Origin of the sequence: Staphylococcus casei, assembly GCF_030294405.1 — a bacterium.
Taxonomy (GTDB): Bacteria; Bacillota; Bacilli; order Staphylococcales; family Staphylococcaceae; genus Staphylococcus; species Staphylococcus succinus.
Map to the genome: position 1 here is coordinate 2,102,599 of NZ_CP125718.1, position 24,168 is coordinate 2,126,766.

Annotated in this window: 31 protein-coding genes, 1 other RNA gene and 2 pseudogenes; 14 read left to right on the top strand and 20 right to left on the bottom strand. The window is 29.7% G+C overall.

The genetic code is table 11. The features are described from left to right. Positions 1-67: 67 nt before the first annotated feature. Positions 68-898, bottom strand: coding sequence for an alpha/beta hydrolase (locus tag QMO72_RS10205; protein ID WP_103267178.1), 831 nt, complete (start codon positions 896-898; stop codon positions 68-70). Positions 899-1,166: 268 nt separating this feature from the next. On the opposite strand from QMO72_RS10205, the gene QMO72_RS10210 reads away from it, so the two are divergent. The 3 genes from QMO72_RS10210 (at position 1,167) to QMO72_RS10220 (ending at position 3,715) form a co-directional block, all read left to right on the top strand. Beyond that, positions 1,167-1,439, top strand: coding sequence for a hypothetical protein (locus tag QMO72_RS10210; RefSeq protein ID WP_069823280.1), 273 nt, complete (start codon positions 1,167-1,169; stop codon positions 1,437-1,439). Positions 1,440-1,670: 231 nt separating this feature from the next. Beyond that, on the top strand, positions 1,671-3,107 hold the full coding sequence (locus QMO72_RS10215; RefSeq protein WP_103267177.1) for a YfcC family protein: 1,437 nt from the start codon (positions 1,671-1,673) through the stop codon (positions 3,105-3,107). Positions 3,108-3,358: 251 nt separating this feature from the next. Continuing rightward, positions 3,359-3,715 carry a DoxX family protein gene (locus QMO72_RS10220; RefSeq protein ID WP_103267176.1) on the top strand — a complete coding sequence of 119 codons (357 nt, stop codon included), beginning with the start codon at positions 3,359-3,361 and terminating at the stop codon, positions 3,713-3,715. Positions 3,716-3,752: 37 nt separating this feature from the next. On the opposite strand, the gene QMO72_RS10225 is transcribed toward QMO72_RS10220, so the two are convergent. Then, on the bottom strand, positions 3,753-4,289 hold the full coding sequence (locus QMO72_RS10225; RefSeq protein ID WP_103267175.1) for a CHAP domain-containing protein: 537 nt from the start codon (positions 4,287-4,289) through the stop codon (positions 3,753-3,755). Positions 4,290-4,798: 509 nt separating this feature from the next. Beyond that, on the bottom strand, positions 4,799-5,050 hold the full coding sequence (locus QMO72_RS10230) for a GlsB/YeaQ/YmgE family stress response membrane protein (protein ID WP_046837247.1): 252 nt from the start codon (positions 5,048-5,050) through the stop codon (positions 4,799-4,801). An 808-nt stretch (positions 5,051-5,858) separates the two neighbouring features. Here QMO72_RS10230 and QMO72_RS10235 point away from each other — a divergent pair. Next, the gene (locus QMO72_RS10235; RefSeq protein ID WP_176721581.1) at positions 5,859-6,005 is read left to right on the top strand and encodes a hypothetical protein; all 147 of its coding nucleotides are present in this window, start codon (positions 5,859-5,861) and stop codon (positions 6,003-6,005) included. A gap of 478 nt (positions 6,006-6,483) precedes the next feature. Further along, positions 6,484-6,795, top strand: a complete 312-nt coding sequence (locus tag QMO72_RS10240; protein WP_103267174.1) for a hypothetical protein — start codon at positions 6,484-6,486, stop codon at positions 6,793-6,795. A gap of 78 nt (positions 6,796-6,873) precedes the next feature. Here QMO72_RS10240 and QMO72_RS10245 read toward each other — a convergent pair whose 3' ends face one another. The 3 genes from QMO72_RS10245 to QMO72_RS10255 all read right to left on the bottom strand — a co-directional run bounded on the left by QMO72_RS10245 (position 6,874) and on the right by QMO72_RS10255 (position 8,576). After that, complete coding sequence (locus tag QMO72_RS10245) at positions 6,874-7,512, bottom strand: HD domain-containing protein (RefSeq protein ID WP_103267173.1); 639 nt, start codon at positions 7,510-7,512, stop codon at positions 6,874-6,876. 77 nt (positions 7,513-7,589) lie between these two features. Beyond that, positions 7,590-7,772 (bottom strand): hypothetical protein, encoded by a 183-nt coding sequence (locus tag QMO72_RS10250; RefSeq protein ID WP_103267172.1) that lies wholly within the window; start codon positions 7,770-7,772, stop codon positions 7,590-7,592. A gap of 297 nt (positions 7,773-8,069) precedes the next feature. Beyond that, positions 8,070-8,576 carry a GNAT family N-acetyltransferase gene (locus tag QMO72_RS10255; RefSeq protein ID WP_103267171.1) on the bottom strand — a complete coding sequence of 169 codons (507 nt, stop codon included), beginning with the start codon at positions 8,574-8,576 and terminating at the stop codon, positions 8,070-8,072. Positions 8,577-8,923: 347 nt separating this feature from the next. On the opposite strand from QMO72_RS10255, the gene QMO72_RS10260 reads away from it, so the two are divergent. Together QMO72_RS10260 and QMO72_RS10265 are read left to right on the top strand one after the other, a co-directional pair. Continuing rightward, positions 8,924-10,330 (top strand): MFS transporter, encoded by a 1,407-nt coding sequence (locus tag QMO72_RS10260; RefSeq protein ID WP_286093182.1) that lies wholly within the window; start codon positions 8,924-8,926, stop codon positions 10,328-10,330. A gap of 160 nt (positions 10,331-10,490) precedes the next feature. Beyond that, on the top strand, positions 10,491-10,979 hold the full coding sequence (locus QMO72_RS10265; protein ID WP_103267793.1) for a P-loop nucleotide/nucleoside kinase family protein: 489 nt from the start codon (positions 10,491-10,493) through the stop codon (positions 10,977-10,979). A gap of 109 nt (positions 10,980-11,088) precedes the next feature. On the opposite strand, the gene QMO72_RS10270 is transcribed toward QMO72_RS10265, so the two are convergent. From QMO72_RS10270 to QMO72_RS10280, 3 genes are all read right to left on the bottom strand, one after another. Next, positions 11,089-11,250 (bottom strand): Trp family transcriptional regulator, encoded by a 162-nt coding sequence (locus tag QMO72_RS10270; RefSeq protein WP_286093183.1) that lies wholly within the window; start codon positions 11,248-11,250, stop codon positions 11,089-11,091. A 26-nt stretch (positions 11,251-11,276) separates the two neighbouring features. Further along, the gene (locus QMO72_RS10275; RefSeq protein ID WP_286093277.1) at positions 11,277-12,479 is read right to left on the bottom strand and encodes a Fic family protein; all 1,203 of its coding nucleotides are present in this window, start codon (positions 12,477-12,479) and stop codon (positions 11,277-11,279) included. Positions 12,480-13,312: 833 nt separating this feature from the next. Next, on the bottom strand, positions 13,313-13,783 hold the full coding sequence (locus QMO72_RS10280) for a DinB family protein (protein ID WP_103267794.1): 471 nt from the start codon (positions 13,781-13,783) through the stop codon (positions 13,313-13,315). A gap of 638 nt (positions 13,784-14,421) precedes the next feature. Between QMO72_RS10280 and QMO72_RS10285 the strand changes: the two genes are divergently transcribed. Next, positions 14,422-15,027 carry a hypothetical protein gene (locus tag QMO72_RS10285; RefSeq protein ID WP_286093184.1) on the top strand — a complete coding sequence of 202 codons (606 nt, stop codon included), beginning with the start codon at positions 14,422-14,424 and terminating at the stop codon, positions 15,025-15,027. 66 nt (positions 15,028-15,093) lie between these two features. On the opposite strand, the gene QMO72_RS10290 is transcribed toward QMO72_RS10285, so the two are convergent. The 4 genes from QMO72_RS10290 to QMO72_RS10305 form a co-directional block, all read right to left on the bottom strand. Continuing rightward, a complete protein-coding gene (locus QMO72_RS10290; protein ID WP_103267872.1) occupies positions 15,094-15,603 on the bottom strand; it encodes a DNA topology modulation protein in 510 nt (169 codons plus the stop codon). 62 nt (positions 15,604-15,665) lie between these two features. Continuing rightward, a complete protein-coding gene (locus tag QMO72_RS10295) occupies positions 15,666-16,115 on the bottom strand; it encodes a GNAT family N-acetyltransferase (protein ID WP_286093185.1) in 450 nt (149 codons plus the stop codon). A 12-nt stretch (positions 16,116-16,127) separates the two neighbouring features. Then, positions 16,128-16,547 carry a FosB/FosD family fosfomycin resistance bacillithiol transferase gene (gene fosB / locus QMO72_RS10300; protein ID WP_103267821.1) on the bottom strand — a complete coding sequence of 140 codons (420 nt, stop codon included), beginning with the start codon at positions 16,545-16,547 and terminating at the stop codon, positions 16,128-16,130. A 7-nt stretch (positions 16,548-16,554) separates the two neighbouring features. After that, positions 16,555-16,950 carry a VOC family protein gene (locus QMO72_RS10305; protein WP_103267820.1) on the bottom strand — a complete coding sequence of 132 codons (396 nt, stop codon included), beginning with the start codon at positions 16,948-16,950 and terminating at the stop codon, positions 16,555-16,557. Positions 16,951-17,132: 182 nt separating this feature from the next. Between QMO72_RS10305 and QMO72_RS10310 the strand changes: the two genes are divergently transcribed. After that, the gene (locus tag QMO72_RS10310; RefSeq protein ID WP_069823264.1) at positions 17,133-17,582 is read left to right on the top strand and encodes a 2-thiouracil desulfurase family protein; all 450 of its coding nucleotides are present in this window, start codon (positions 17,133-17,135) and stop codon (positions 17,580-17,582) included. A 127-nt stretch (positions 17,583-17,709) separates the two neighbouring features. On the opposite strand, the pseudogene QMO72_RS10315 reads toward QMO72_RS10310, so the two are convergent. The 5 genes and pseudogenes from QMO72_RS10315 to QMO72_RS10335 form a co-directional block, all read right to left on the bottom strand. Then, positions 17,710-17,877 (bottom strand): annotated as a pseudogene (locus QMO72_RS10315) (YolD-like family protein); the annotation flags it as partial. 93 nt (positions 17,878-17,970) lie between these two features. Next, the gene (locus QMO72_RS10320; protein ID WP_069823262.1) at positions 17,971-18,570 is read right to left on the bottom strand and encodes a helix-turn-helix domain-containing protein; all 600 of its coding nucleotides are present in this window, start codon (positions 18,568-18,570) and stop codon (positions 17,971-17,973) included. Positions 18,571-18,672: 102 nt separating this feature from the next. Then, complete coding sequence (locus tag QMO72_RS10325) at positions 18,673-18,870, bottom strand: hypothetical protein (protein ID WP_069823261.1); 198 nt, start codon at positions 18,868-18,870, stop codon at positions 18,673-18,675. 214 nt (positions 18,871-19,084) lie between these two features. After that, positions 19,085-19,375, bottom strand: coding sequence for a hypothetical protein (locus QMO72_RS10330; RefSeq protein ID WP_069823260.1), 291 nt, complete (start codon positions 19,373-19,375; stop codon positions 19,085-19,087). Then, the gene (locus QMO72_RS10335) at positions 19,372-19,662 is read right to left on the bottom strand and encodes a hypothetical protein (RefSeq protein WP_491016609.1); all 291 of its coding nucleotides are present in this window, start codon (positions 19,660-19,662) and stop codon (positions 19,372-19,374) included. The genes QMO72_RS10330 and QMO72_RS10335 overlap by 4 nt, the downstream gene beginning before the upstream one ends. 300 nt (positions 19,663-19,962) lie before the next feature. Here QMO72_RS10335 and QMO72_RS10340 point away from each other — a divergent pair, with 300 nt between their 5' ends. The 5 genes and pseudogenes from QMO72_RS10340 to QMO72_RS10360 all read left to right on the top strand — a co-directional run bounded on the left by QMO72_RS10340 (position 19,963) and on the right by QMO72_RS10360 (position 23,177). Next, complete coding sequence (locus QMO72_RS10340) at positions 19,963-20,244, top strand: hypothetical protein (RefSeq protein WP_103267819.1); 282 nt, start codon at positions 19,963-19,965, stop codon at positions 20,242-20,244. Between the two features lie 227 nt (positions 20,245-20,471). Further along, positions 20,472-21,458 carry a 3'-5' exonuclease gene (locus tag QMO72_RS10345; protein WP_286093187.1) on the top strand — a complete coding sequence of 329 codons (987 nt, stop codon included), beginning with the start codon at positions 20,472-20,474 and terminating at the stop codon, positions 21,456-21,458. A gap of 87 nt (positions 21,459-21,545) precedes the next feature. Next, the gene (locus tag QMO72_RS10350; protein ID WP_286093188.1) at positions 21,546-21,701 is read left to right on the top strand and encodes a hypothetical protein; all 156 of its coding nucleotides are present in this window, start codon (positions 21,546-21,548) and stop codon (positions 21,699-21,701) included. After that, on the top strand, positions 21,685-22,083 hold the full coding sequence (locus tag QMO72_RS10355; protein ID WP_286093189.1) for an SHOCT domain-containing protein: 399 nt from the start codon (positions 21,685-21,687) through the stop codon (positions 22,081-22,083). Before QMO72_RS10350 ends, QMO72_RS10355 begins: the two co-directional genes overlap by 17 nt. 60 nt (positions 22,084-22,143) lie before the next feature. Then, positions 22,144-23,177 (top strand): annotated as a pseudogene (locus QMO72_RS10360) (tyrosine-type recombinase/integrase). A gap of 49 nt (positions 23,178-23,226) precedes the next feature. On the opposite strand, the gene ssrA reads toward QMO72_RS10360, so the two are convergent. Both ssrA and smpB read right to left on the bottom strand, forming a co-directional pair. Continuing rightward, positions 23,227-23,588: a transfer-messenger RNA gene (ssrA, locus tag QMO72_RS10365) on the bottom strand. Between the two features lie 106 nt (positions 23,589-23,694). Further along, the gene (gene smpB, locus QMO72_RS10370) at positions 23,695-24,159 is read right to left on the bottom strand and encodes an SsrA-binding protein SmpB (RefSeq protein ID WP_046837239.1); all 465 of its coding nucleotides are present in this window, start codon (positions 24,157-24,159) and stop codon (positions 23,695-23,697) included. Between the last annotated feature and the right edge of the window lie 9 nt (positions 24,160-24,168).

The following is a 24,168-nucleotide window of genomic DNA, read 5'->3' on the forward strand; positions in this document are numbered from 1 at the left end:
ATCAGTCTTACCCCCTTATCCTATATACAGTGATTACTAAAGCATACTTTTAAGGAACAGCTGCTTGTTATTGAATCGCTTTGTTACTCTGCAATATTTCATTTTCTAACCAATCGATAATTTCACGAAATATACTTTGATTATAGGAGCTCTCATTAAATATTTCATGTTGTAACCCATCATAAATATGCAGTGATTTATGCTTAGATGCAATTTCTTCATATAACTGTATTGAATCTTTATAACTTACTAACCCGTCATCTTTACCATGTAGTATTAATATATGCGCTTTAAATGCATCTGCATGATCTTTTAAATATTGCACACCATCCATTAGCGTGTATATTAATCCCATTGATATTTGTTTTGCATTCAAATCATCTAATTTATATTTAGTGATTACTGATTTATCAGAGCAGACACCCTCACCTAGAGCGTTATCGATATACGCCTGCGAAGACATACTACGATCTAATTCACCAAATAATTCATAATTATATCGTGTTAACGCGCCAGAAGTGATTATCCCATCAATAACATTCGGGTGTTGAGTTCCATATAACGTCACAGTATATCCCCCCATACTATGCCCAATGAGATATACTTTACCTCCATCATTTACTTTTACTTCATCAATGATTGTTGATAAGTCTTCAACAATTTCTTCAACATGACTAAAGTATGTCTGTTGTCCATCAGAACGTCCATGTCCTCGTTGATCGTATCGTATAACATTAAACTGGTTAGCATTTAAATATTCAGTAATTTCATCATAACGGTCTAAATGTTCAGCTAATCCATGTACAATAATGATATTCGCCTTTGCGTCTTTAACTTCATTTATCTTAGTATATAACCTTGTTCCATCTTTAGAAGTTAAATATTTAATATAATTCATTACATCCACCCCAAAATAATAATCATATTTTAAAATCTCATTGTTAATAAAACTATCTATTATAATAAATAACTACCCTAAAATGAGCTCTAATACACTGCTTAAAAATCACTATATTTATCATCTATCAAAGTAAGACATTTAAACGTATATATAGAAATAACCCTTTCCTTTAAAACTATGCTAATTGTATTTTTTTAGTAAAGACAATCTTCGTCCAACTTTTACTTAACATATAATGCTATGCTTATATAGGAGTGTGATTCAAATGACAAAATATATACTGTCTTACAATTTAAATTCAATAGCTTATGGTTATGAAAAATTACCCACACAACTAAACGCATTGGGTAATGCATTGTATATATACAGAGGTTTATGGATTTTAAATAGCAGTTTAGACCAAAGTACAATTTGTGAAAAAATTAAAGGTTCTTTTAATTCGAATGACGATTTTTTGATTTTTGAAATAGCTCAAGATCCACTAGGGACGTTAAATGAACAGAAATCTATTGAAATGCAACACTTACTTGACCAGTAATCCCTTCTCAATGTTGAGGTACACAGCTTATTTACTTTTATAAGCGTGTGCGTTCTTACTTCATTTCTATAGTTAGTATTGCCCGCTTTGACCTAACCCCTTCATACTAAATATATTTCAAAAAATCATTGTAATATCTCACAAATAAATATTTTAATTTTTCAGATTATTACAACAATTCCCTGTCATTTATATGCTAAGATTAATTTATTTTAGTATTATACAAAGGGGATGAATCATTTGGGCAAATCTAATAGTAAAAAAGGGAAACAACAACCTAAAAACACTAGTAAAATGCCGCATATTTACGTTATTTTATTTATTTTTGGGGTTATTGCAACAATATCTACATATTTAATACCTGCTGGAGAATTTAAACGTATCAAGGGGCCGGAAGGTAGAGAAATGGTAGATGCAGATTCATTTCATTACATAACTTCCACGCCAGTCGGTATTGTAGACTTTATTTCAATCATACCTAAAGGATTAATTGAAGCTGGTGAAATTGTCTTTTTCACTTTAATTATTGGCGGTATGTTTATGGTGTTGAGACGCACTGGCATCATTGAAATTGGTGTAGATAAACTTGCACGCCGTTTTCTAAATCACAGCATTTTTATTATTCCTGTATTAACTGCAGTATTTGCAATTATAGCGACACTCATAGGTACTGCCGAACTTTCACTCGTATATATTCCAGTAATTATACCACTCATTATTGCTTTAGGTTACGATTCCATTACAGCTACAGCGATAGCGCTTTGTGGTACAGTAGTTGGGTTTACAGTGGGTGTGTTAAATCCTATTAATACAGGTTTAGCGCAAAAACTATCCGGGCTTCCTGTATTTTCTGGCATTGGCTTACGTATCATCATTTTTATTGTTGTATTATTTGTAACCATTATTTTTATTATGCGCTACGCTAAAAAAGTACAAAGTAATCCTACACTTAGTTCAGTCTATCAAGAAGATACTGAAAAAAGGCAATTATATAAAAATATTACAAACCAAAATCCTATAATTGCAACAAAACGCCAAAAGATAGGTATTGCGGTAGTCTTACTCTTCTTCATTATCCTTGTATACGGTGTCACAACACAAGGATGGTTTATGGTAGAAATGTCTGGTTTATTTATATTTATGGGCATTATTGTTGGACTTGTTGCCGGACTAAATACAAAAGAGATATGTGAAGCTTTTAATGATGGCTTTAAAGATGTACTGATGGGCGCAATTATTGTAGGACTCGCCCGTTCTATAGTAGTCGTGTTAGAAAATGGAAAAATCATGGATACAATTGTACATGGTTTAGGATCAGTCATAGATGGAACAACTCCGACAGTGGCTGTAGTAGGTATGTATGCAGTCCAAGTTGCCATTAACTTCATTATATCTTCAGGCAGTGGTCAAGCATTGGTAACAATGCCTATCATGGCTCCTCTCGCAGATATGCTGGGTGTTACAAGACAAACAGCTGTACTCGCCTTCCAACTCGGTGATGGCTTCACTCACATTTTCTATCCAACGAGTGGTTACTTTATGGCTGCTTTAGCTATCGGTGGCGTTTCTTATACCAAATGGATACGTTTCTTCTTTCCATTGTTTATCATATGGGCCATCATCTCTATCATTTCGTTAGTGATTGCACAACTCATTGGTTGGTCATAAGGCATCATTTCCCATTATATTTTATGAAGACGATGCATGAAAGTGGCGATCTATATTGAATATAGATCGTTTTTTAATACAAAATTCATGAAACTGATATTTAATCACAATAAAAATAGTATATTATATAAATACTTACATCTAAATAATTTATTAGATTTGTGGGTTATGCATATGATTTTAGTGGTTTATGTTATAAATACCTATCTATGCAAAAGTTTTATTATATATTTTTAAGGAGGTTCAGCGAGTTGAAAAAAGGCATGCTGTTAATCAGATTAATGTTAGGTTTGACATTTCTTATACATGGTAGTCAAAAAGTGTTTGGTGGCTTTGAAGCACCAATACAAATGATGCAAGGCTTAGGTCTTCCCGCCTTTTTAGGTGTCGTATTAGGGCTATTCGAATTCGTTGGAGGCATTTTAATGATACTAGGTATTCTCTCTAACTATATCGCTTTAGGTTTTATTATTACGATGTTAGGTGCTTTATTTACAGTTCATTTGGCACAAGGATATATGTCCTCAGAACTTGTTATCATTTTATTAGTAATGAGTATTGCTGTGACAGTATCATATCAATGGAAAAAATTTATTGAATTCTATTAAAAAACAAGGCACACATTTATATGTGCCTTGTTTTTATTTATTGATTATAATTTGGTCGTATAAACCACATTTCTGATTCATAATCATGTACTACTCTATGTGCTACTTCTGTCTTTTCTGCGCCGCCACCGTTCCAATTCTGATCTAATGATTCAAATTTGTAATGATTCCCATCATAATTTCCATCTGTTACGATAGCTGTATGTCCTGCGCCGTTACCAAATTCCTCATTAAAAACAACAATGTCACCAGCTTTTGCTTCAAATGTTGCTGAATTCTTATAAACAGTAGCTTCTCCATCAAAATTATTTTTAGTGGGTATTTCTTTGGCATAGTCTCCTTTTAAACCATGACCATATAAGTAGTCCCATTGCTCATTCACTAAATCAAAACACTGCCAACCGTATTCATTATCATAATCCCAACCCTTACCTTCAAGAGATTTAGTATGGTCCATTGATTCCTCATGCGTTACGTTTATTGCGGCTGAAGCAGTATTCACCTGGCTACTCAGCCATAAGCAAGTGGTAGCGATAAGCAAATATGTAAAGATTCGAACAATATATTGTGTCATAATTCTCCCTTTCGAAACAGAATTTCACATAAAATATACAAGTCACGCTTATATTGTGATGCCTGAATTTTTAAGTGTAAATGAATTTTTTATTACGACAATAATATATCATACTGATTTTGCTAGTTGATTACACTAATATGAAATTTATTTTAATTTTTAAATTTTATTTGTAATGTATATTACATTTGTTATAAATTTAATTATTAAATATTTGATATTCAAAAAGAATTTCACTTTTAAATGGTAGTTAGACCTTTTGGCAATTTTTATTCATACTCTCTCTTATACAGTCGTGGATCTTAGACTTCGGTTAGTCAAATTTACACAGACGCGTTGCTCTCAATTGATGTCATATGACTTAAAAATTAATGATTTGTCTGGTAACATATCGTGAAAGCTCTCTATTTATTTAAAATTTAAAGTTAATCATTAAAAAAGCCAAACACTATGTTTAGCGTTTGGCTTTTTGACGTTCTGATACTCACATATAACGTAAGTGTTTACTGCTATTTTTTTCGAACAGCTTTTAAAATAATTGAAACAATCAGAATTAACACGATTGCACCAATTAATGCTGGTATAACCGGTACGCCGCCTAATACAGGGCCCCACATACCTAACAACTTACTACCAATGAGTGAACCAATTAATCCAGCAATGATATTACCAATGATACCACCTGGAATGTCTTTACCTAAAATTGCACCGGCTAACCAACCGATTAAGCCACCTACAATTAACATTATTATGAATCCCATTTATATTACCTCCATATTACAAAAATTAAAGACCTAAATTAAAGACCTTTAAATAAAGTACCACTTAATATTAATACATAAACATTTTTTAAATTAAAAATAGCACACTACAAGAAATGTGCTATAATAGCTTATAATATTAAGCCAAAGATGGACATGAATCACGCTATACTGTACTTAAACATATATGATATGATGTAGAAATTTCATATATTTGGCTTAAACCACTAAGGAAAGATATTTTTAAATCTTTACCTCTAATTATTGAAGCATCCTTCCTGTACGCCGCATGATTATATGTCTTTTCAAAAATTTAAACGAGGTGATATATATTGAACATATTTTTAATTATATGTATTGTTATTGCTTTAATATTAATTGCTCTGAGCCTCTTTAGCATATATGAATATAAACACGAGAGAAAAATGTTATACACAAAGTTTTTGGAATCACATGAAAAGAATGGAATAAAAACACAAACCAGAAAAATACTTATATTTTCACTTGTATTATTCATCTTGGCGATTGCATTTTTAGTGTTTCCACTCATCATTACATAGTTAATGAACAATGATCAAAGCCTACAATCAAAATGATTGTAGGCTTTGCTTGTGTTGATCACCCTAAAATCACGCAAGCGCATTGATTTCTTTTTTTATATATTTTAGTAATACATTTAAGCCGTAACGCATATTTTCAGTACTCTCATAAGCATATGACAATCTAATAGTATTTTCTTCACTGCCATAAATAAATCCAGGATTAAATAAAATTTTCTCTTTGTAAAGTAGGTGTTGCTGATGCAACAATGTCTCTATACTTAACACCAGCCTGTGCGCTAGTACTTTCTTTTATTATGGTTGGTGAATTGCCTAGCATGGTAGCAATGATTGGCGGCATCGTTACTTTAATCGGAGTGACCATCACTACTAATCACGCCAAAAATATCGACTAGCGATGTAATATAGTAGCACACTTGTCACTATGATTAAAACAACTTCCATACATTATGTTGCCACACGTTTGCTTTATAAACACTTAAGTGTATTTTCATTGTATTGCTGCTACTAATACTATAGTATTAGTAATGATAAGGGAGTAAATATCCCACTTAAATTATCGCTCGAATGTGAAGTCTATCTAAGATAAATGCTAAGTTTATCTTGATTGTGATGCTTACGCATTTGGGCTTCTTTTGTTTACATATAGCCGTTGATATATGTTTTAAATCCGATTAGAGCGTGTTGTGTTAAGTACTAAACTACACCCTTACTATAAAAGGAGTAACTCATATGTACAAAATAGCATTTTCTAGGAGATATATTTCAAAACATTTATTGGAGTTTGGAGCCTTCTCACCATGAGCTAGAAAAAATGATTATTATTTTTTTAAAATAAAAAAGAACGTACGTTCTAAAAATAGGAGAATGTTTATGAATTTAACAGAATTTCAAGCACACATAGAAGATAAATTACCAGCTTTAGATAGCTTTTACGATAGAGCGATTAACTTCCAATTAGAAAAAGACAGTAGAAGACCACCCAAGAAACGTTGGTCAGAAGCAAAAATAGAAAGAGCAGCCAATAATATGTCTAAAGATTTAATGAAAGGTATATATGAAAAAGTTAAATCTTTAGTTGAAGAAAGAGAAAAGAAACCCTCTCACGTATGGATAGACTATTTAGAAAAACATGAAATGTATGAACAAATCAATGAGTCACTGTACGAAATTGAGTTTGAATAAACATACTAAAAGCAAAATGGGCTCAATTCTAAGTCCATCTTGCCTCTTATTAATACCATTATGTTCAAATACTAATGATTAACTGTCCCATTTTGAACGTAAAATACATGAACAAAAATTATTTTGTGGGTACTCTGGTTCGAAATATTTAATTACGTCGGATTTTATATTTCCAAAGGTTGTTTCAGGCTTATGTTTAAATCCATCGTAAAAAGATTGAATTATATCATTTTTAAAATTGCCTCTTGGGAATTTAGTGATAATTGCTTTTCTGATGTCATCAGCATATTGATCCCAATTATCCCCCATAACGTCCATTCCTACGCCATGATATAGCAATGCTACATTGCTTTCTTTATGCTCCGCTACTCCTAATGTCGTATGCAATGCTATAGAATCCCAAGCTAACTGTAAATCTTGATTATTGTAATTGTAAGTCTCCAAAAATTGTCTTACAGCATTGGCGCCATCTACTTCAAATCTTAAATCATCACTACTATACTGCTCTGTTAAACCTAAATCATGGAATAATGCAGTTATATAAAGTAGTTCTTTATCATAATTCAACTTATCTTGTTGACCTTTGATTTCTCCAAATAAATAAACTCGATTTGAATGATTCCAAATTAATTCGTTCCCATATTCTTTAACAATTTCTTGAGCATTTTGTATAATTTTACTATCAGGTACCTTAATGTCATTTATATTAGTTATCATAATAAATACTCCTTTATTTGTATGATTAAATATTTCATCTGAAATGAATAACGCTTTCGATATGGTTTTGTGGAAAGTTATTTACAAAAATAGAAATCATAAATTTTAAGAAAGCTTGAATCACTATCTGCAAAGTTTTGAGTCCTCATAATTTCAATCACTTCTGTGATTTTATCATCATTAGGAATATAGAAAATATCAGCTAGTTCTTGCGTTGATTTATTAAAAACAGAAACTTTTGATTTTAAATTTATTGCCATAATAAGCACCTCTCGTTCTTTATTATAATTCTCTTTAAAAAATATTACAAATTACACCTTTACAAATTAAAAGCACCTCGATACTGCAAAGCGAAAATGTAGTTTTAGTAACGCTTGATAATCATTGATGTATTTACGTTGTATTGCTATATATTCTTTTTTCATTGGCTTCGAGTTCAAATTAGCTTGTAAGCAGTCTCTCATTCATCTACGTTTATTTTAAACTTAATATTTGTCTTAATTTGCTTGTTGTTTGTTCAAATAAGTATCCTATGCTTTGCTAGCTATATGAACAACTTATAAATGTTTCATCATAATATAGTCAATTTGTTTTTCGTCCCCCATATAAAATGAATGCGCATCAATTTTTTCAAATCCTAATTTTTTATAAAATGCAATAGCATTATAGTTCTTTTCCCAAACACCTAACCAAATATGATCGCATGATAATGCTTTAGCTACCTCTATTGATTTATCATATAGTTGCTTACCTAAGCCAAGTTTTTGAAATTGATTTAAAATATAAATACGTTCAATTTCTAAATTATTTCCTTCATAACATTCTGTTTGTGCATCTTGAATATTTAATTTCAAGTATCCTGCCAATGATTCTTTATGGAATATAAAATAAAAAAATGAATTTGGATTTTGAAATTCTTTTAATACTTTCTCTTTAGTGAAAGTGCGCAGTAAATAATTATCAATATTTTCTTTTTTATTTTGTGCTCTAATTGTTTCATCAAATGTTTGATACGCTATATTTCGTAATTCTTCTAAATCTTCCATGACACATTTTCTTATCATTCTTTTGCCACCTTACTTTAATATTTTATTTTTTAATTTTTTTGATCATCATATCGTTTTTCCAATATGCTTTATTATGCTTAATACTTTAGTGTCGCTAAATTTCTTGTATAATAACTGGGTTTCCACACATTTTGCCTCAATATATGAACAGACCTTTTGCCATACTAATTTCTTTAACAGTTGCATTACTTCTAGCATCTATCGCTATAGAATTCATACTTATAGCTCTTAATATAGCTTTCATTATCTTCCACCTTTCATTTTTATTGCATTTGCAACTATTTTACTTGATAATAATATAACATATATGAGTTATTTTTACATAGAAAGGTGCAGTGTATTCAGTGGAAAAATATAATAAAGTTTCTATATTTATAATTTTATTTGCAACATTCCTATTTGCTTTCACACAATTCTTATTAATTAATGCCTATCCTACTATAATGAGAGAATTTAACGTAAATAATAGTCAAATTCAATTACTCACTTCATTATTTCTATTTACCACAATGATTTTAATTCCTTTTACAAATTATTTGTCGGATACGTTTAAATCTAATCACCTAATAATAGCTGCTTTATTTTTATTAATACTTGGTACTTTTTTAGGATGTCAGAGTTTCAATTTTTATATGTTGTTAATTTCTAGGATCATACAAGGCGCAGGTTACGCAATTATTCTGCCAATCTCTCAATCAGTACTTTTAAAAATTGCTCCTAATAAGCATCAATCTTTTGTTTTAGGATTACTTAACTCCGTAATAAATATTGCTCCAGCCATAGCTCCGCCGATTACTGGCATATTTTTAGCGTTTTTAAATTGGAAAATTATGTATTGGCTATTACTACCGTTCGAAATTTTAGTTGTAATTATCTCAATAATCTATTTAAGTAACACTTTTGAAAATAAAAAAACTAAATTAAATAAAAAGATTGTTACGCTTTATGCAATGGGTTGTGTATTTCTATCTCTAATGCTTTTGTTTTTGGATTTAAATATAATATTTAGCTTATTGAGTGGTTTTATTAGCTTACTTGTTTTTTCTATTTTTATTTTTTTAGATAAGCATAGTAAAGTCTCATTGATTAATTTTAACTTGATGCATTCTAAAATAATAAAATTGCCTACAATTGCCTTATTTCTAGTGATGATGTTGTTGCTTTCTGTTGAGAGTATATTACCAATTTTTACTCAATCAATTTTAAATTATACACCTATTGAATCAGGTTTTATTATGACCCCAGGGACTTTAATATTAATAATCGCTACATTTATATCGAGTAAGTTATTTGATAAAAACCAAAACAGCAATATCATTATTATAGGAGTAATAACGACTGCTATATCCTTAGTATTATTTATTTTTATCGATATGCATTCATATATGTTTACAACAATAATTGTATTTTGTCTATTCATGTTCGGCATTGGCTGTACTATTACACCGCTAACTAGTATTGCATATATAAATTTAGATGCAGCTTACCTTTTTCAAGGATCTGCATTAATCAATACCTTTAGACAATTCGGCCTAATACTAGGCGTAACTTTATTTTCTAAAATTATCAATTTTATCAGTCATCTATCTGTATATCATTCAACGACTTCTAATCTATTATTGGGAATAAGAATTTCTTATATAGCAATGGCTTTAATATTAGTTATTGTTTTGAAACTAGCATTTTCATTAAAAAATTTACAAAATAAAATATCGTTATCTGATACCAATCATTCTCATATCAAGTTGTGAAGCTGCTTGATAATCGTTAGACATTACTGTAAATTTTTTTGTTCTTCTTATTGTAAGTAAGATTTTAAAATAGTATCAATATCCCCCCTATTTATTTAAGTTGGCTATTTAGTTATAATCATTATGTTAGTATCCTGATTTTTAAAATGGAGGCTTTAAAATGAGTACTATTGGAACTTTATACTTTTTCTCTGGGAAAATGGGATCAGGGAAATCAACCAAATCTAAAGAGATAGAACAAACTGAAAATGCAGTGTTGTTATCTGAAGATGAATGGTTAGAAAAATTATATCCAAACCAAATAAATAATTTTGATGATTACTTAAATTACTCAAAGCTGGTAAAACCATTATTGAAAGAACACATTCAGCGTATTTTAAAAGTCGGTAGCAATGTAGTATTAGATTTTCCAGGTAATACTACAACTCAAAGAAAATGGTTGTTGCGCATAGCTTCAGAAATCAATGCAAATCATCAATTGATTTTTCTTAATATAAACGATGATCAATGTTTGAAACGAATTAATAAAAGACGTAATGAAGAACCAGCAAGAGAACAATTCGATACTGAAGAAACTTTCGAGTATGTTTCTAGTTTCTTTGAACCTCCTAAATTTTCAGAAGGTTTAAATATTATCGAAATAAAATAATAAAAGCCCACCTAGTTATTTAGGTGGGCTTTTGCATACGCTTCTATACATTTAGCCATATCGATTACTATTTGGACAACCACTCATTGAAGGATTTTTTCAACACGCTTTATAAACTTGCTAAACTTAAATTATCTATATTATTTTTACCGTTTTGTAATCTACCTATCTTCGCCCTACTAACGCCAGTTTCTTTTTCAATTTGATAAGCTGTTTTGTCTGATTCTAGCAATTTTTGAATTGTATCAGACACTTCATTGATCGCGTTCATTTAAAACACTCACCAGTTGGTGAGTGTTAAATAATGAAGTGCTCAGATATTTTATAAAAGGCTGGTCGTGTCCCCGCTTTATCTATATATCCTATCTCACACAATTCATTCAAAAGCTTTCTAATAGTTTTATCTGATAATTTTATGCGCTTTTTCAAATCTTGTACAGTCATGAATTCTTCTGAAGAAAAATAAAATGTTTGTGCCATTTCAAATAAAATATCTTTATGTGCATCACTTAATACGCTTAATTTATCATCATTATTTAATTTTTCTTCAACGTAATCTAATTGAGACTTTTTAATTTTTAATTCGGCTATCAGCATTTTTTGACCTTCTATAATAAATCCTAAAAATTTTTCTATAAAATAATTTAATTCCCCTCTATTTATCACACTATTTGTTTTATCAAAAATATCATAGTAGGTTTTTTTATCGTTATCTATAGAACGAGACAGTGATATAGCTGTCAATTTATCATATTCTTCATTTAAATATAAACTATTTATAAAGCGTGAGGTTCTTCCATTACCATCATAAAAAGGATGAATGTAACCAAAATAATAATGTGATATCGCGATCTTAATTACCTTTTCTATTTCGTCCTTTTCGTTTAAAAAATTTATTAACTCTTGCATTTTTTCTTCAATTAGATAGTGGGGATTTACGCCCTCATGAATAACTCTATCAGTAGCAGAAACAACACTAACAGATTCTTTTCTAAAAAGCGGCCTTTCTATTTTATTATTTTCTTCAATTTCACTTGCAGCTATATTATCATAAATTTCTCTTACATCTTTCGTAATACGTGGCAATTTGTTATCTGCGTATAATATTCTCAAATATGATTTAAGCATGCTATGGAATCTTGGTTTTTTAGTATGCTTTTCTTTGATTTCTCGCATACTTTGTACTATTTCCTTTTTAGTACTTTTTACGCCTTCAATTTGATTCGTAGAAAAAAGTTCATTTGCTATTATATCGTCGTGAAGTGATTCTTTAGCTCCATCGGGAAGTGGAAAACTCAGCTCTTTTAGTAAAGAATTATATCTTTCTATTTTACTTACTAAACTCAAGATAGTTAATGTAGGTACAAAATACAAATTAAATTGCTTACTAGACTTATGAGGTTTGATTGTTAAATCTAGTATTTGAGTGTTTACAGAGGCTATTCTTCTTTGGTATTCTGCTTCAACTGTTTTTGGTTCTTTATAGTGATATTTGTGCATATATTCCACGAAATCACCCTCTCTAATTAGTAATTTATACAAATTTTACCACTTAGATATATGTATAGCAAATTAAAAATAGGCAAGTAAATGACGAAATGACGGTTCTTATATTTTGTTCATTATGAAATTTATCTAATAACATGATTCAACATCTGTCTTGCTCTTTGTAATTTCACATCCAATATACTTCCTCCTTTCTCTTTTACATGCTGTTTATTGCGTTCTATACGCTTATTGTGAAGTATCTTGTATAAGTCTTCCTGTTGTAACTTATCAATAGTCTTATAAGTCTTGTTACTCCCGTTAGATTTGAAATATCTAATATCTCATCACTTCCTTTTGTTCCTTAGGTGTATAGTTACTGATAAATTTCTTCAATAAAATGAATGGAAACAATGAAAAATTAAAATGTTCACATGGAAAGATATTAATTTTGACCATAAATTGTACTCATATAAAAAACGGCTATCACAGTATAGTAGTGATAGCCCGAAAAATGAAAGCCGCTACACATGATATATACTTACTCATGTGACAGATGACTTACAAAAATATTTGAATTGGTATAAAGAAAATAATATTTAGCAGAATAATGATGTACTATTCAGAACATTTGTTAATACTTTTAGTAAAGGACTTATTGATAGGAGGTTGAATAATATTCTTAAAGCATTGAATGACGCATTGCCTAAATATGAACCATTTTCACGCATAAATGCTAGTCTAATCATTGTTGCTTAATGATTAAAACATACACCAATTGGAGAAGTCATATCACATTATGGCCATTTATCTTACTATCCAAAAAGAAATAATAAAATATTATTATTTTAATCTAATTTACTTATCATCGATTTTAATAATACAATTTGACCGAAGTGTCGATTAGTATGAATAATAGCAAAATGGATAGATTCATTAAAATTGTTCATAACGATGTCTACATCTTTAAGCACAATTGGTTCATTTCTATCTTTCTCTAATTGTTTTTCTAGACTATTAAAGATTCTATCAAGTTGTTCATTTAACAATACTTTTAATTCATCAAAAGAGGGTTCATTTCCATCAAAATTTATTGGTGATGTCCCCCATAGAAAATATTTTGCAGCACTTTGCTCTAAGACTTTTTGCCCATTAATCGTTTCAAATACTAGAAAATCATTTAGCAATATTAAATGACCTAATTGCCATTTGATATTATTATTAGCGATAGCTGGTTGAAGTGTAGCTTTCTCTTCATCAATATCCTTAATATGCTTTTTTAATAAATTATATGAAGCTTGAAATTGTTCTTTAATCATTTGTAATCCCTCACTTAAAATACTTATTGACTGAACTGTAAACAGAATAGTATTGAAACAATATCATTTATCTTTTTTAATTGCAAAATACTCATATGTGCTAAATTTAATTTTTATGTAGTTGAGGCTAAACTGAATCAATCAAAATAAAAAACCTTTAACCACTAGGGGTAAAGGCTTAAGTATGAAGACTGCGGGAGTTGATTAAAGCAATTATGTATACATTTAAAAATCGCTATAAGTATTGCTATATCAATGTTTACGTTACCTTACTCATTCAGTGTAAAATATTAAAATTGCAAAAACAACATAAATTTGTGGCAACATATACGTATTCAATCCCGTATGCGTGAGATACCTATATTTTTCAAATGTGAAATACATTAGATATATAATATTAAAATTACAAAACAACATAAAGTTTATGAATTCTCTTTATTCAATAAACCATATATAATCAGAACTATTTTTTTCTACATTTTGAATTTCATCTCGTCATTTAGTTCCAAAAAATCAAAGCGATTACTAACTTAGTCTTCTTACCATTTTCTTCATCATTACTTTACATTAAAATAATCTGCCATCAATACATAAAAATAGGATATAATATGCTTATAAATACATACGAGGTGGAATAATTGAATTCTAATAGAAAATTCATTGATAAATTGAAAACATCATTAATAACTATATTGATTGCGCTAATTACTTTTATTATAAACGAGACATCTATGACTTTGACCATCAAAAGTATAATTGTTTTTGTAGTCATTTTCGTTTTTCTCATTATAATTTGGTGGAATTACTTTTTTACATTTAATAAAAGTGATAAAAAAGCATATCATAAAATGCAAAATGATGTTAAAAAAATTGAACGTATATTATTTAATATAAAAGCTAATAGTCAATGTATAAATGTTACAGATATTGATTTTTTAGATATATTTTCAAATACCTACTATTCAAATACTCAACCTAATAGTTTCTCAAATAAAAAAGCATCTATTTTATTGAAAAAACTATGTGTATCTTTGCATCAATTAGAAGCTGTTATATGGAACAATCATAAAAACAATTCTAATGTTGAACATATTCGACTAGACTTTTTAGGAAGTAATACTGGAGAATATGATAATAATAAACATGAAGAAGAAAATGCAAATAAAGAAAAATTCAAAAAAAACTATTTAGAGAGTGAAAAATATTGCAAAAAATTTAAAGCTTATTGCGAAAATCAAAATTAATTCCACTCTGACATTCACTCTGTGTTGCATCGAGAAATGAATAAACATATAGTTGTTTGTTGTTTTCTACTGTCTTATTTTTATTTTGAACTCATTAATTTCTTTAATGCTATTTAAAACAAATATATTTTTATGCTTTTCTACCTCTTTAAATCTATCCAATAAAAATGGTTTTCGATATTTAGGATAATTCCAAATATATTTTAAAAAAGTGAAAGTTATTCTTTCTTTACAGTCCTTTCCCATATCAGGTCTAGTCTTACCCATGTTTTTGAATAGTCTTTTGAAAACTCTGTAATAACAAATTCTTCTTGATAAATTCAAAAATATTATAGTATCAGCTAACTGTAACCTATCTTCCAATATCCCAGTATAATTTCCATCAATAATCCATTTACTTTTTTCTAGTAGTGATTTTTGAATATCAATTTGTTCATCTTTTGTGGTCATTACCCAATTAGGTTTCCAAAATAGTGCATCTAAATGATAAACAGGAATATCTAAAATATTCGATAATTGTCTTGATAATGTTGATTTACCAGAACCCGATGATCCGATAACTATTATTTTATTCATATTTTAATAACCCTTCCCATAAAAAAGCTCCACATTATATATGGTATTAACTAAATAACCTTTTACCAATATAGATTTTTCGAAAAACCCGATGACTTGTTCACAAATCCATTACGTTTATAAAAAATATGTGCGCCATCCCTATCTACTCTATCACCACTATTTAAAGTGATTATTTTACATCCTAATTGAATTGCTAACATTTCTGATTCTTTTAATAAAATTGTCCCATAGCCTTTTTCTCTGTAATTAGAATTAATAACAAATGCTAGTAAACGCATATATTCACCTTTCTTTTCATAGAACATCATTTTGCACATCCCGCTCAAACCAATTATCACATCATCTTTAATTAAAAGTAACAAATAATAATCTTGATGATTAAATATATTGTTCAAGCGAATTGATAAATCCTTTGCTATTGTTGGATAGCCTAAATCTTCATATAAAACTAACAATTCATTTATTTTGTTTAAATCGTGTTTTTCAAATAACCTTACTTCTATAGTCATAATATAACCTACTTATATATAGAATTTCATATGTGGTTTTTCTTCTTTATAATAGTCTAACCTAGACTGCAATGTTCCTGTATGTAATTCTAATTTATGCCCGTCTGGATCAGTGAAATATATTGATTTTTTATCTCTTATGTCTCTATTACGTCCCTCTAATATATTCACACCATTATCATTTAACCACTGATACCATTCTTCAAATTCACTTTCATCAATTGTAAATGCCATATGTGTATACGAGTATTGAATTTCATTTCTAGGTATATCCTTTTCTTCATTTAAAGCTAACCACAGACCACCTAATATGAAATATGCTGTTTCATCACTCTCTACCAGAATATTAGCTTTCAGAATATCTTTATAGAAAGTTATGGATTGTTTAATATTCGATACTGAATAAGTAAGATGATTTATAGATTGAATCATGAGATAGTCACTCCTCGCTTACAATTTCTAATTTTATTCTATTTGGATCTTCAAAGTAAACAGCATAATGATTTTCACCACCAGCATATGGGTGTTTATCTTCGTACAAAATATTTATGCCGTTATCTAATAAAATATTACTTATGTAATCTACTCTATTTCTATTTGAAACACTGAAAGCTAAGTGATTTAATCCAATTCTTTTTCTATGGTAACCATATTTTTTATACCCTTCTTCGACTTCTACAAGAACAATATAAGTTTTATCTAATTTGAAACTAAAACCATTTTTCCAATCTTGGTAAAGCCTATAACCTAGCTTAGGTAATAACCATTCATAAAAATTTCTTGTTTTATTTATATCTTCTACATATATTTCTAAATGATGTATAGCTCCATTCATTACAGTCCCCCACTATTTTCATTAAATTTACCAATTTATAATTCACAGAATATTCTAACATAAATGCGCATAAAAATTTTTATCTATTTAGGATGGTTGTCTATTTAAATAATTTTTCATATAATTATTTAAATAGACAAGAAGACACCCGTTTCTAGAAAGCAAAAGTAGGAGGATAAAATATGATTCTTATCAGTGCATGTTTAGTTGGTCAAAATGTTCGATATGATGGTGGGAATAAACTCAATAACAACTTAAAAAGTCTTGTAGATCAAGGTTTAGCGCAACCAATTTGTCCTGAAATTCTAGGAGGTTTAACAACTCCAAGAAACCCTGTGGAAATCATAGGAGGCGATGGTTTTGATGTATTAGGGAATAAAGCTAAAATCATTGATAATCAAGGAAATGATGTAACAGAAGAATATATAAATGGAGCAATTAAAGCATTAGATATCTGTCAAAAAATGAATTGTAGTATCTTAATTTTAAAATCTGATAGCCCAACTTGTAGTTCTCAAAATATTTACTCTGGTCAATTTAACGGAAATAAAAAGCAAGGAGTAGGTATCTTTTCAGCTTTACTAATAAAAAATGGAATACAAATCTATGACGAAAAAAACTATAAAATTTAATTGCTATATTGACGTTGAGCCTCGGAACCCATCCATTAATTTAGGTGGGTTATTTTATTTCAGTTATTTTACTTAATTTTCTCTTAATTAAACCAATTTATTGATAATTAAATGTAAACTTTGTGCATATATATTGTTTTAGTCTCTCGTGTTGTTCGGGAATCGTGGCAAAGGGCGCCCACTTAACTTTTCCTCTGCCTTTCGGTATGCGTGGATTCAAGTATTCACTAGGTATTTTACGATAGTCAGTTTCATATTTATATTCATCTGGTGCGTTAGGATTTATAACTTTCATATAATAACCTATTGAATATATAACAGAATTTACGTTCGTAAATGTAAATAAAAAAATAGCCAATCAATAAAGGTTGCTAACGCTATAATTTCTTCATAGAATAGATACCACTTTTGAGATTATAATTCCGATTTCTTTTACGCCATCGTTTCCATATATGTGTGGGTGTTCATTCTCTGATACAAAAACACTTTGTTTTCCATAGCGATATATTCTTCCCAATTTTGCAATATGACTATCAGGTACAAAATATAACCCGAGTTCCCCATTTTTAATTTCAATATCTTTATTTACGAGATATAGTGTATCTTTTAATTCCAAATAAAAAAGTTCATCTTTTGAATATTTATCACTTTCTGCTATGTAATTATAAAATCTTAAATGTTCTTCACTCTCCAAAGTGCTTTGTTTGTTCACATTAGAAAAAACTGGAACTTCGACAACTGGGTATCTGTCGTTTGTATCTTCTAAGCCTGTTAAGTAGTCTAACGATACATTATAATATTTAGCTACTTTGACTAATGCAGATGTTGCTGGATCTACGTTACCAGTTTCCCATTTACTTAATTTTCCTTTCGCAAAAAAGTTTTTCCCATCTTCATTTGTATAATGCTTGTTTAAATCATCTGTTAGTTCTTGTAAACTCATTCTCTTTCTATTTCTCAGATGTTTTAATTTATCGCCTAGATTCATTCAATCAACTCTCACATTAAGTTATAAGCTAATTATAAAAAAATAGGGCAAGCACATGATGGTGCCTGCCCTTTAGTGTAATATGTACTTAATTATATCTCTCTAATAACCTAAATATTTGTATAATATATAAGCAGCGAACCCAACAATTGGCGCTCCTATTATGACTACAACAATAATACAACCAGTTTCTCCTAATGCCCATGCTAAAATTCTAATAATAACTACCCAAAATACAATAGTTAAAACAACCCCAATTAGAAGTAATAAAAGCGTACCAAAAATAAGACCTAATTCCATTTCTCCCTCTCCTTATTATTATCCCTCTAAAACTTTAATCAACTATGTATTTTTACAAATAAAAAAGGGGCCAAAGCGCCCCCTAAGGTATAATTAATTAATTTAATAAATTGATTACATAATTATTTCATTTTAAATATTAGCACAACTATATTGTTCTCTCAATACTTAATATATATAATTTAATAAAATTCCTAAACTATTGTCTAACTCTTTACGCCTGCACACCAAATATACTCCCAGCCTTCTCAAAACTAACACCATTACTAAGTAATAAGAATAAATTATGTTCTTTTTCAGTTGCTACTCTTTCTATAACAGCTTCTAATTCATTAAAGAATATCACATCTTCAACGTTGCTATTATCTATCTTATGCGTTTCTGCTTGATCATTCACATTAAAGAAGTCATCAATACCGACATCTTCATCATATGAAACATTATTATCTTGTATCTTGTGATAATTCAATATGAACTTTTTTACAGTTGCTTTATCATACCTCACACAACCAACACCTCACACTCATTATTTAAGCTTTCTTTCGATTCTAATACAAAGTTTTGATATATAACTTCATTCTCTTTTTCACGCTGTTCATTGCATTCTATACGCTTATGATGATGTATCTTGTATAAATCTTCCTGTAACTTATCAATGGTCTTGTACGTATTGTTACTGCCATTAGATTTGAAGTATCTCATCACTTCTTTTTGTTCCTTAGGCGTGTAACTACTAGTAAGTTTCTTCAATAAATTTAGCTTCTTGATACTATTAATTTTAAAACGATTCAATTCATCTTTTTAGTCGATTATCCATATAACTAATTTCTCCAATCGGTTTTTTATTCACAGTCGCTACACTACCTTTTTCAAATCTCAGAGTTTAGATATATTTAATTTTCACTATTTTTTATAATGTTAATATTTGTATCTTTCTTCATAACTATAAATTTCAGAACAAAAAAGTCATACAAGTAGGATGACTTTTATTTTAAAATCTAAAAGTGAATGACATTAGAGTAACGCTAAGATAACAAAAAAGCCCTTAACCACTATGGTTAAAGGCTTAAGTATGGAGACGGCGGTAAAATTTTGGGTGCATACACTACCGATAACCAAAATCACATAAATGATTTAAGACAAGAATTAAAAGCGCGGAGATATGGTTATGATTTGGCTTTACCTTTACAAAAATTAATAGATTGTTATGTACAAGGCGTATGGGGAAACGTCTATGATATGTGTCTGTCAATGGGAATAGACAGATCGTATTTCAAACAAGTGATAGAAGATTATAAGGTAAGGTACGGCCCTTTTGTCGAATACAATGGATATATAATAAATTTTATGCCATTAGACATCGAAAAAGTGTAATTATATTTTTTTAAGCCTAAACAGAACTTATGTTCCCTATTGTATAAAATGTTTATAACAACTTTGTTTTGATAAACTAAAAAACTCCTAAACTTTTCGCACAATATTATATATAATGAAATATGTAATGTTCAAATAATTTTAAGGGAGAACGTAAAATGAAAAAGGTGTTATATTACTTGCTTTTAATATTTTCAATCTTAATGGTGATTGGAGGTATCAGCGTTATGTCAGAAACTGGAGTAGACATCGTTAGCATTATAATGTTGTTTGCTTTTGTGTGCCTTACTATTTTAAGCATAACAAAAATATTGAAAATTAATCGACGTAGGCAAAATAACAAGGAAAACAAAAGTGCAAATAAGCAAAAAAATACAAGTGATTATAGAAAAAATAAAGAAGATACACTAACGCAGACAGAAAGCATTTCCGTCGAAAACGAAAGTAAGAGCAGTGAAGACAGTGACATTAAGAATGATGACAACAATGAAGCTAAAGATTTAAAAAGACAAAACGAATTGTTGAAAATGAAACTGGACTTAAAAGAAAAATATATAAAGGAAATAGAAACTAAAAAAACAAATATAAGTCATTCAAACGATCACCCCTATGATGTTCAACATATTGAAAACAGTGAACATATAAGTGAGGAAAAATATGCGGGTCCTTTAGATTTAACTTATACAAAAGCTAAGAAATTAGCACCAAACTTTGTAGTTTTAGATTTTGAAACTACAGGTTTGAAATACCAAGAAAATGAAATTATCCAATATGGTGTCGTTGAATATCAAGAAGGAAAAGTAATTAATGAACATTCAAAATACTTCAAACCAAATAAACCAGTTGGCAAAACTGTTATGCGTAAAACAGGCATAACTAATGAATTTTTAGAAGATAAACCTAAATTATCTGAAGCTTATATGGAAGAACTGAAAAATTTACTTGAAGGAAAAACTATTGTAGCTCATAATGCTCCTTTTGATTTAAAATTCCTTTTGAAAAATCTTTATGATTTCAATATAGAACATAAAAAATTTAGAGTATTCGATACTTTAACCTATGCAAGAAGATTGATAGATGAAACTCCAAATCACAAATTAGAAACTCTAAAAAATCATTTTGGCTTAGATGGTGGATTGTCCCATAATGCACTGGATGATTGTAGAGCTACTGGTAACTTAGCGCTAATGTTAATTAATAGAATGAATAAATAAGGGCAGTCACTACTGCCCTATATATTTTTATCTTTTCAAACGTGTGTCCTTTAATATAAAAAACGTATAAACAAAGGAGAAAATCAAATGAAACAAAAATTTTGGGATAAATTTAATGCATCAAAGTATGCAAATGAAGTAATAGATTTTGAATCTGACTGTGTACCTACTGTAGGTAGCAAAGTATTTATGTCAGGTGGAGTATTAATAACATTAGATTCCCGTTTTGATTATCACACGTAAAGGCATATTTGAATTTAAGATATCTGAATTAGACGATTTTAAATTTCACGATAAATTTTTAGAAAAAGGAGTAATTCTCCATAGCTGGAAAGAAAAAATAGATATAAAAATTAATTTCACCGACGAAAGGGATAGAAAACTTTTCTTTGATCAGTTTCAAGAAACATTTGAACGTTTGAGAATAGCTTTTGAAAACGAACACGGAAGTATTTATGATGATAATGTCAAATATGAGGAAGAGCCTTCAGAAAAAAACGTAGAAAGTATACAGCAAAACAAAATACCGTACGAAGAATTGAAACAGTTAAAAGAGCTATTAGATATGGGAGCTTTGACACAAGAAGAATTCGACACTAAGAAAAAAGAATTATTAAATCTATAATTCCATGGGCAGTCACTACTGCCCTATATATTTTTATCTTTTTTAGGAGGAATGGTTAATATGGCAACATTTACAGTGACAAAACGAAAAAATAAAACATCAACTTCTTGGCAATACGATGTGAAAGACCCTACTTTTAAATCTGGTAAAAAGCGAAAGTCTGGATTTAATACTAAGGGAGAAGCTACTTATGCAGCGCAACAATTAATCAGAGATTTAGGAGATGATAATAAAATTTTCGAGGATTACTACAAAGATTGGATGGAAATTAAAAATAAAAAACATGTAGCATCGCAATAATATTATTGGTACGAACGCTCTCTAAAGTTATTCGATGAATGGTTTGGGGAAAATTACTTAATTAAAAATATTAAGCGTTCAGAGTATCAGAAATTTTTAAATGAGTTTGGTAAAGGACGTACTGATGAAACTGTATGGAAAGTAAACGGTTGTATAATCCCCTTGTCTCAGAGATGCGGTGTATGACGGTTATATAAAAAAGACACGACATATCAAGTTGATATCAAAGGCACTAAAAAAGCAAAAGAAGAAGCTACAAAGTATATAACTATAGAAAACTATCTTAAATTAATTGAGTATTTTAAATCCAGAGAAGAACAAAGTTATATTTTCCTTTATGTATTAGGTATAACTGGTGCAAGGTATAGTGATGCTATTAATATGACAAGCATTGATTTGAATTCTAAAGAAGGTATTATTCATTTGAGAGGTACAAAAACAAGTAACGCTGATCGATTTGTGGAAGTTACAACAAAAGATGTTTTATTGATTAAATCTAAACTCGCTAACCTTCCACAACGAGTTGATGGAAAATTATTCAAATTAAGTCATAACGCTGTAAAAAAATCTTTTAATTTTGCTAAAAACAAATAGAGCTAAATGATGATTCTATAACACCTTATGCTTTAAGACACACCCACACTTCTTATTTGCTTTCTAAAGGGTTGCCTATCGAATATATTAGTAAACGTTTAGGACATTCTAGTATATCGATTACACTCGTCACGTATTCACATCTTCTAGATGAACATAAAAAAGAGCAAGGCCAACGTGTCAGAGAATTATTCTCTTGACACATATTTGACACTTGCTAGCTTGAAACCCTTGTGTATAAAGGTTTATGTATGGAGACGGCGGGATTCGAACCCGCGTCCAGAGGTTCTGATACTAGCACTTCTACGTGCGTAGTCTATCATTAGGTTTCGCATAATGGGAGGTGATAGACATCCATCATTACGCTAGTTTGATTGATCTCTTCTAGGCAGACTTCAAACGGCAGTGCCTAGCGTATCCTACTATAGGTTGAATCGCGGTTAACAGCACATAGGAGATGCTGTTAGGCGATGCAGAGTGCTATTACGCAGCTACTGCGAAATTATTGTTTTCTTTGCCAGTTATTATAACTGAGTGTGTTAGTGACGAAGACAACCCTCCGACACGCTTAACTAGCTCATGGAACCCCTGTCGAATCCAAAAACGCCCCCAGAATAATAATTAAATGTACTTTCTGTTCACTCTATCATTGTTATAGAGCTTTTAGAAAGCACATTCAATATTACCAAAGATTAGGGTCTTTGGCAATATTTTCGCTTAATAACGGGCCTTCATCTCTCTAGCTACATCACGTTTGACTGCTTTTTCTTTTAAAGCTTGTCGTTTATCGTATTTTTTCTTACCACGCGCAATGCCTAGCAAGACTTTACAATGTCCATGTTTAAGATAAAGTTTCAAAGGAACAATTGAATAGCCAACTTCACGTGTGCGCTCACCAAGCTTCTCTATTTCTCTCTTGTGTAATAATAGCTTCCGTGAACGACGTGGATCATGATTAAAACGATTGCCTTCTTCATAAGGAGCAATATGCATGTTATTCAAATACATTTCACCCCGATTGACTTGTGCGTAACTATCTTTTAAGTTGGCACTACCACGACGAATCGATTTAATTTCTGTCCCTTGTAACACAATGCCCGCTTCAATCGTATCTTCAATATTATAATCATGTCTCGCTTTACGATTTTCAGCTAACGTACCTGGTGATTTTTTCTTTGGCATTGAGTTTCA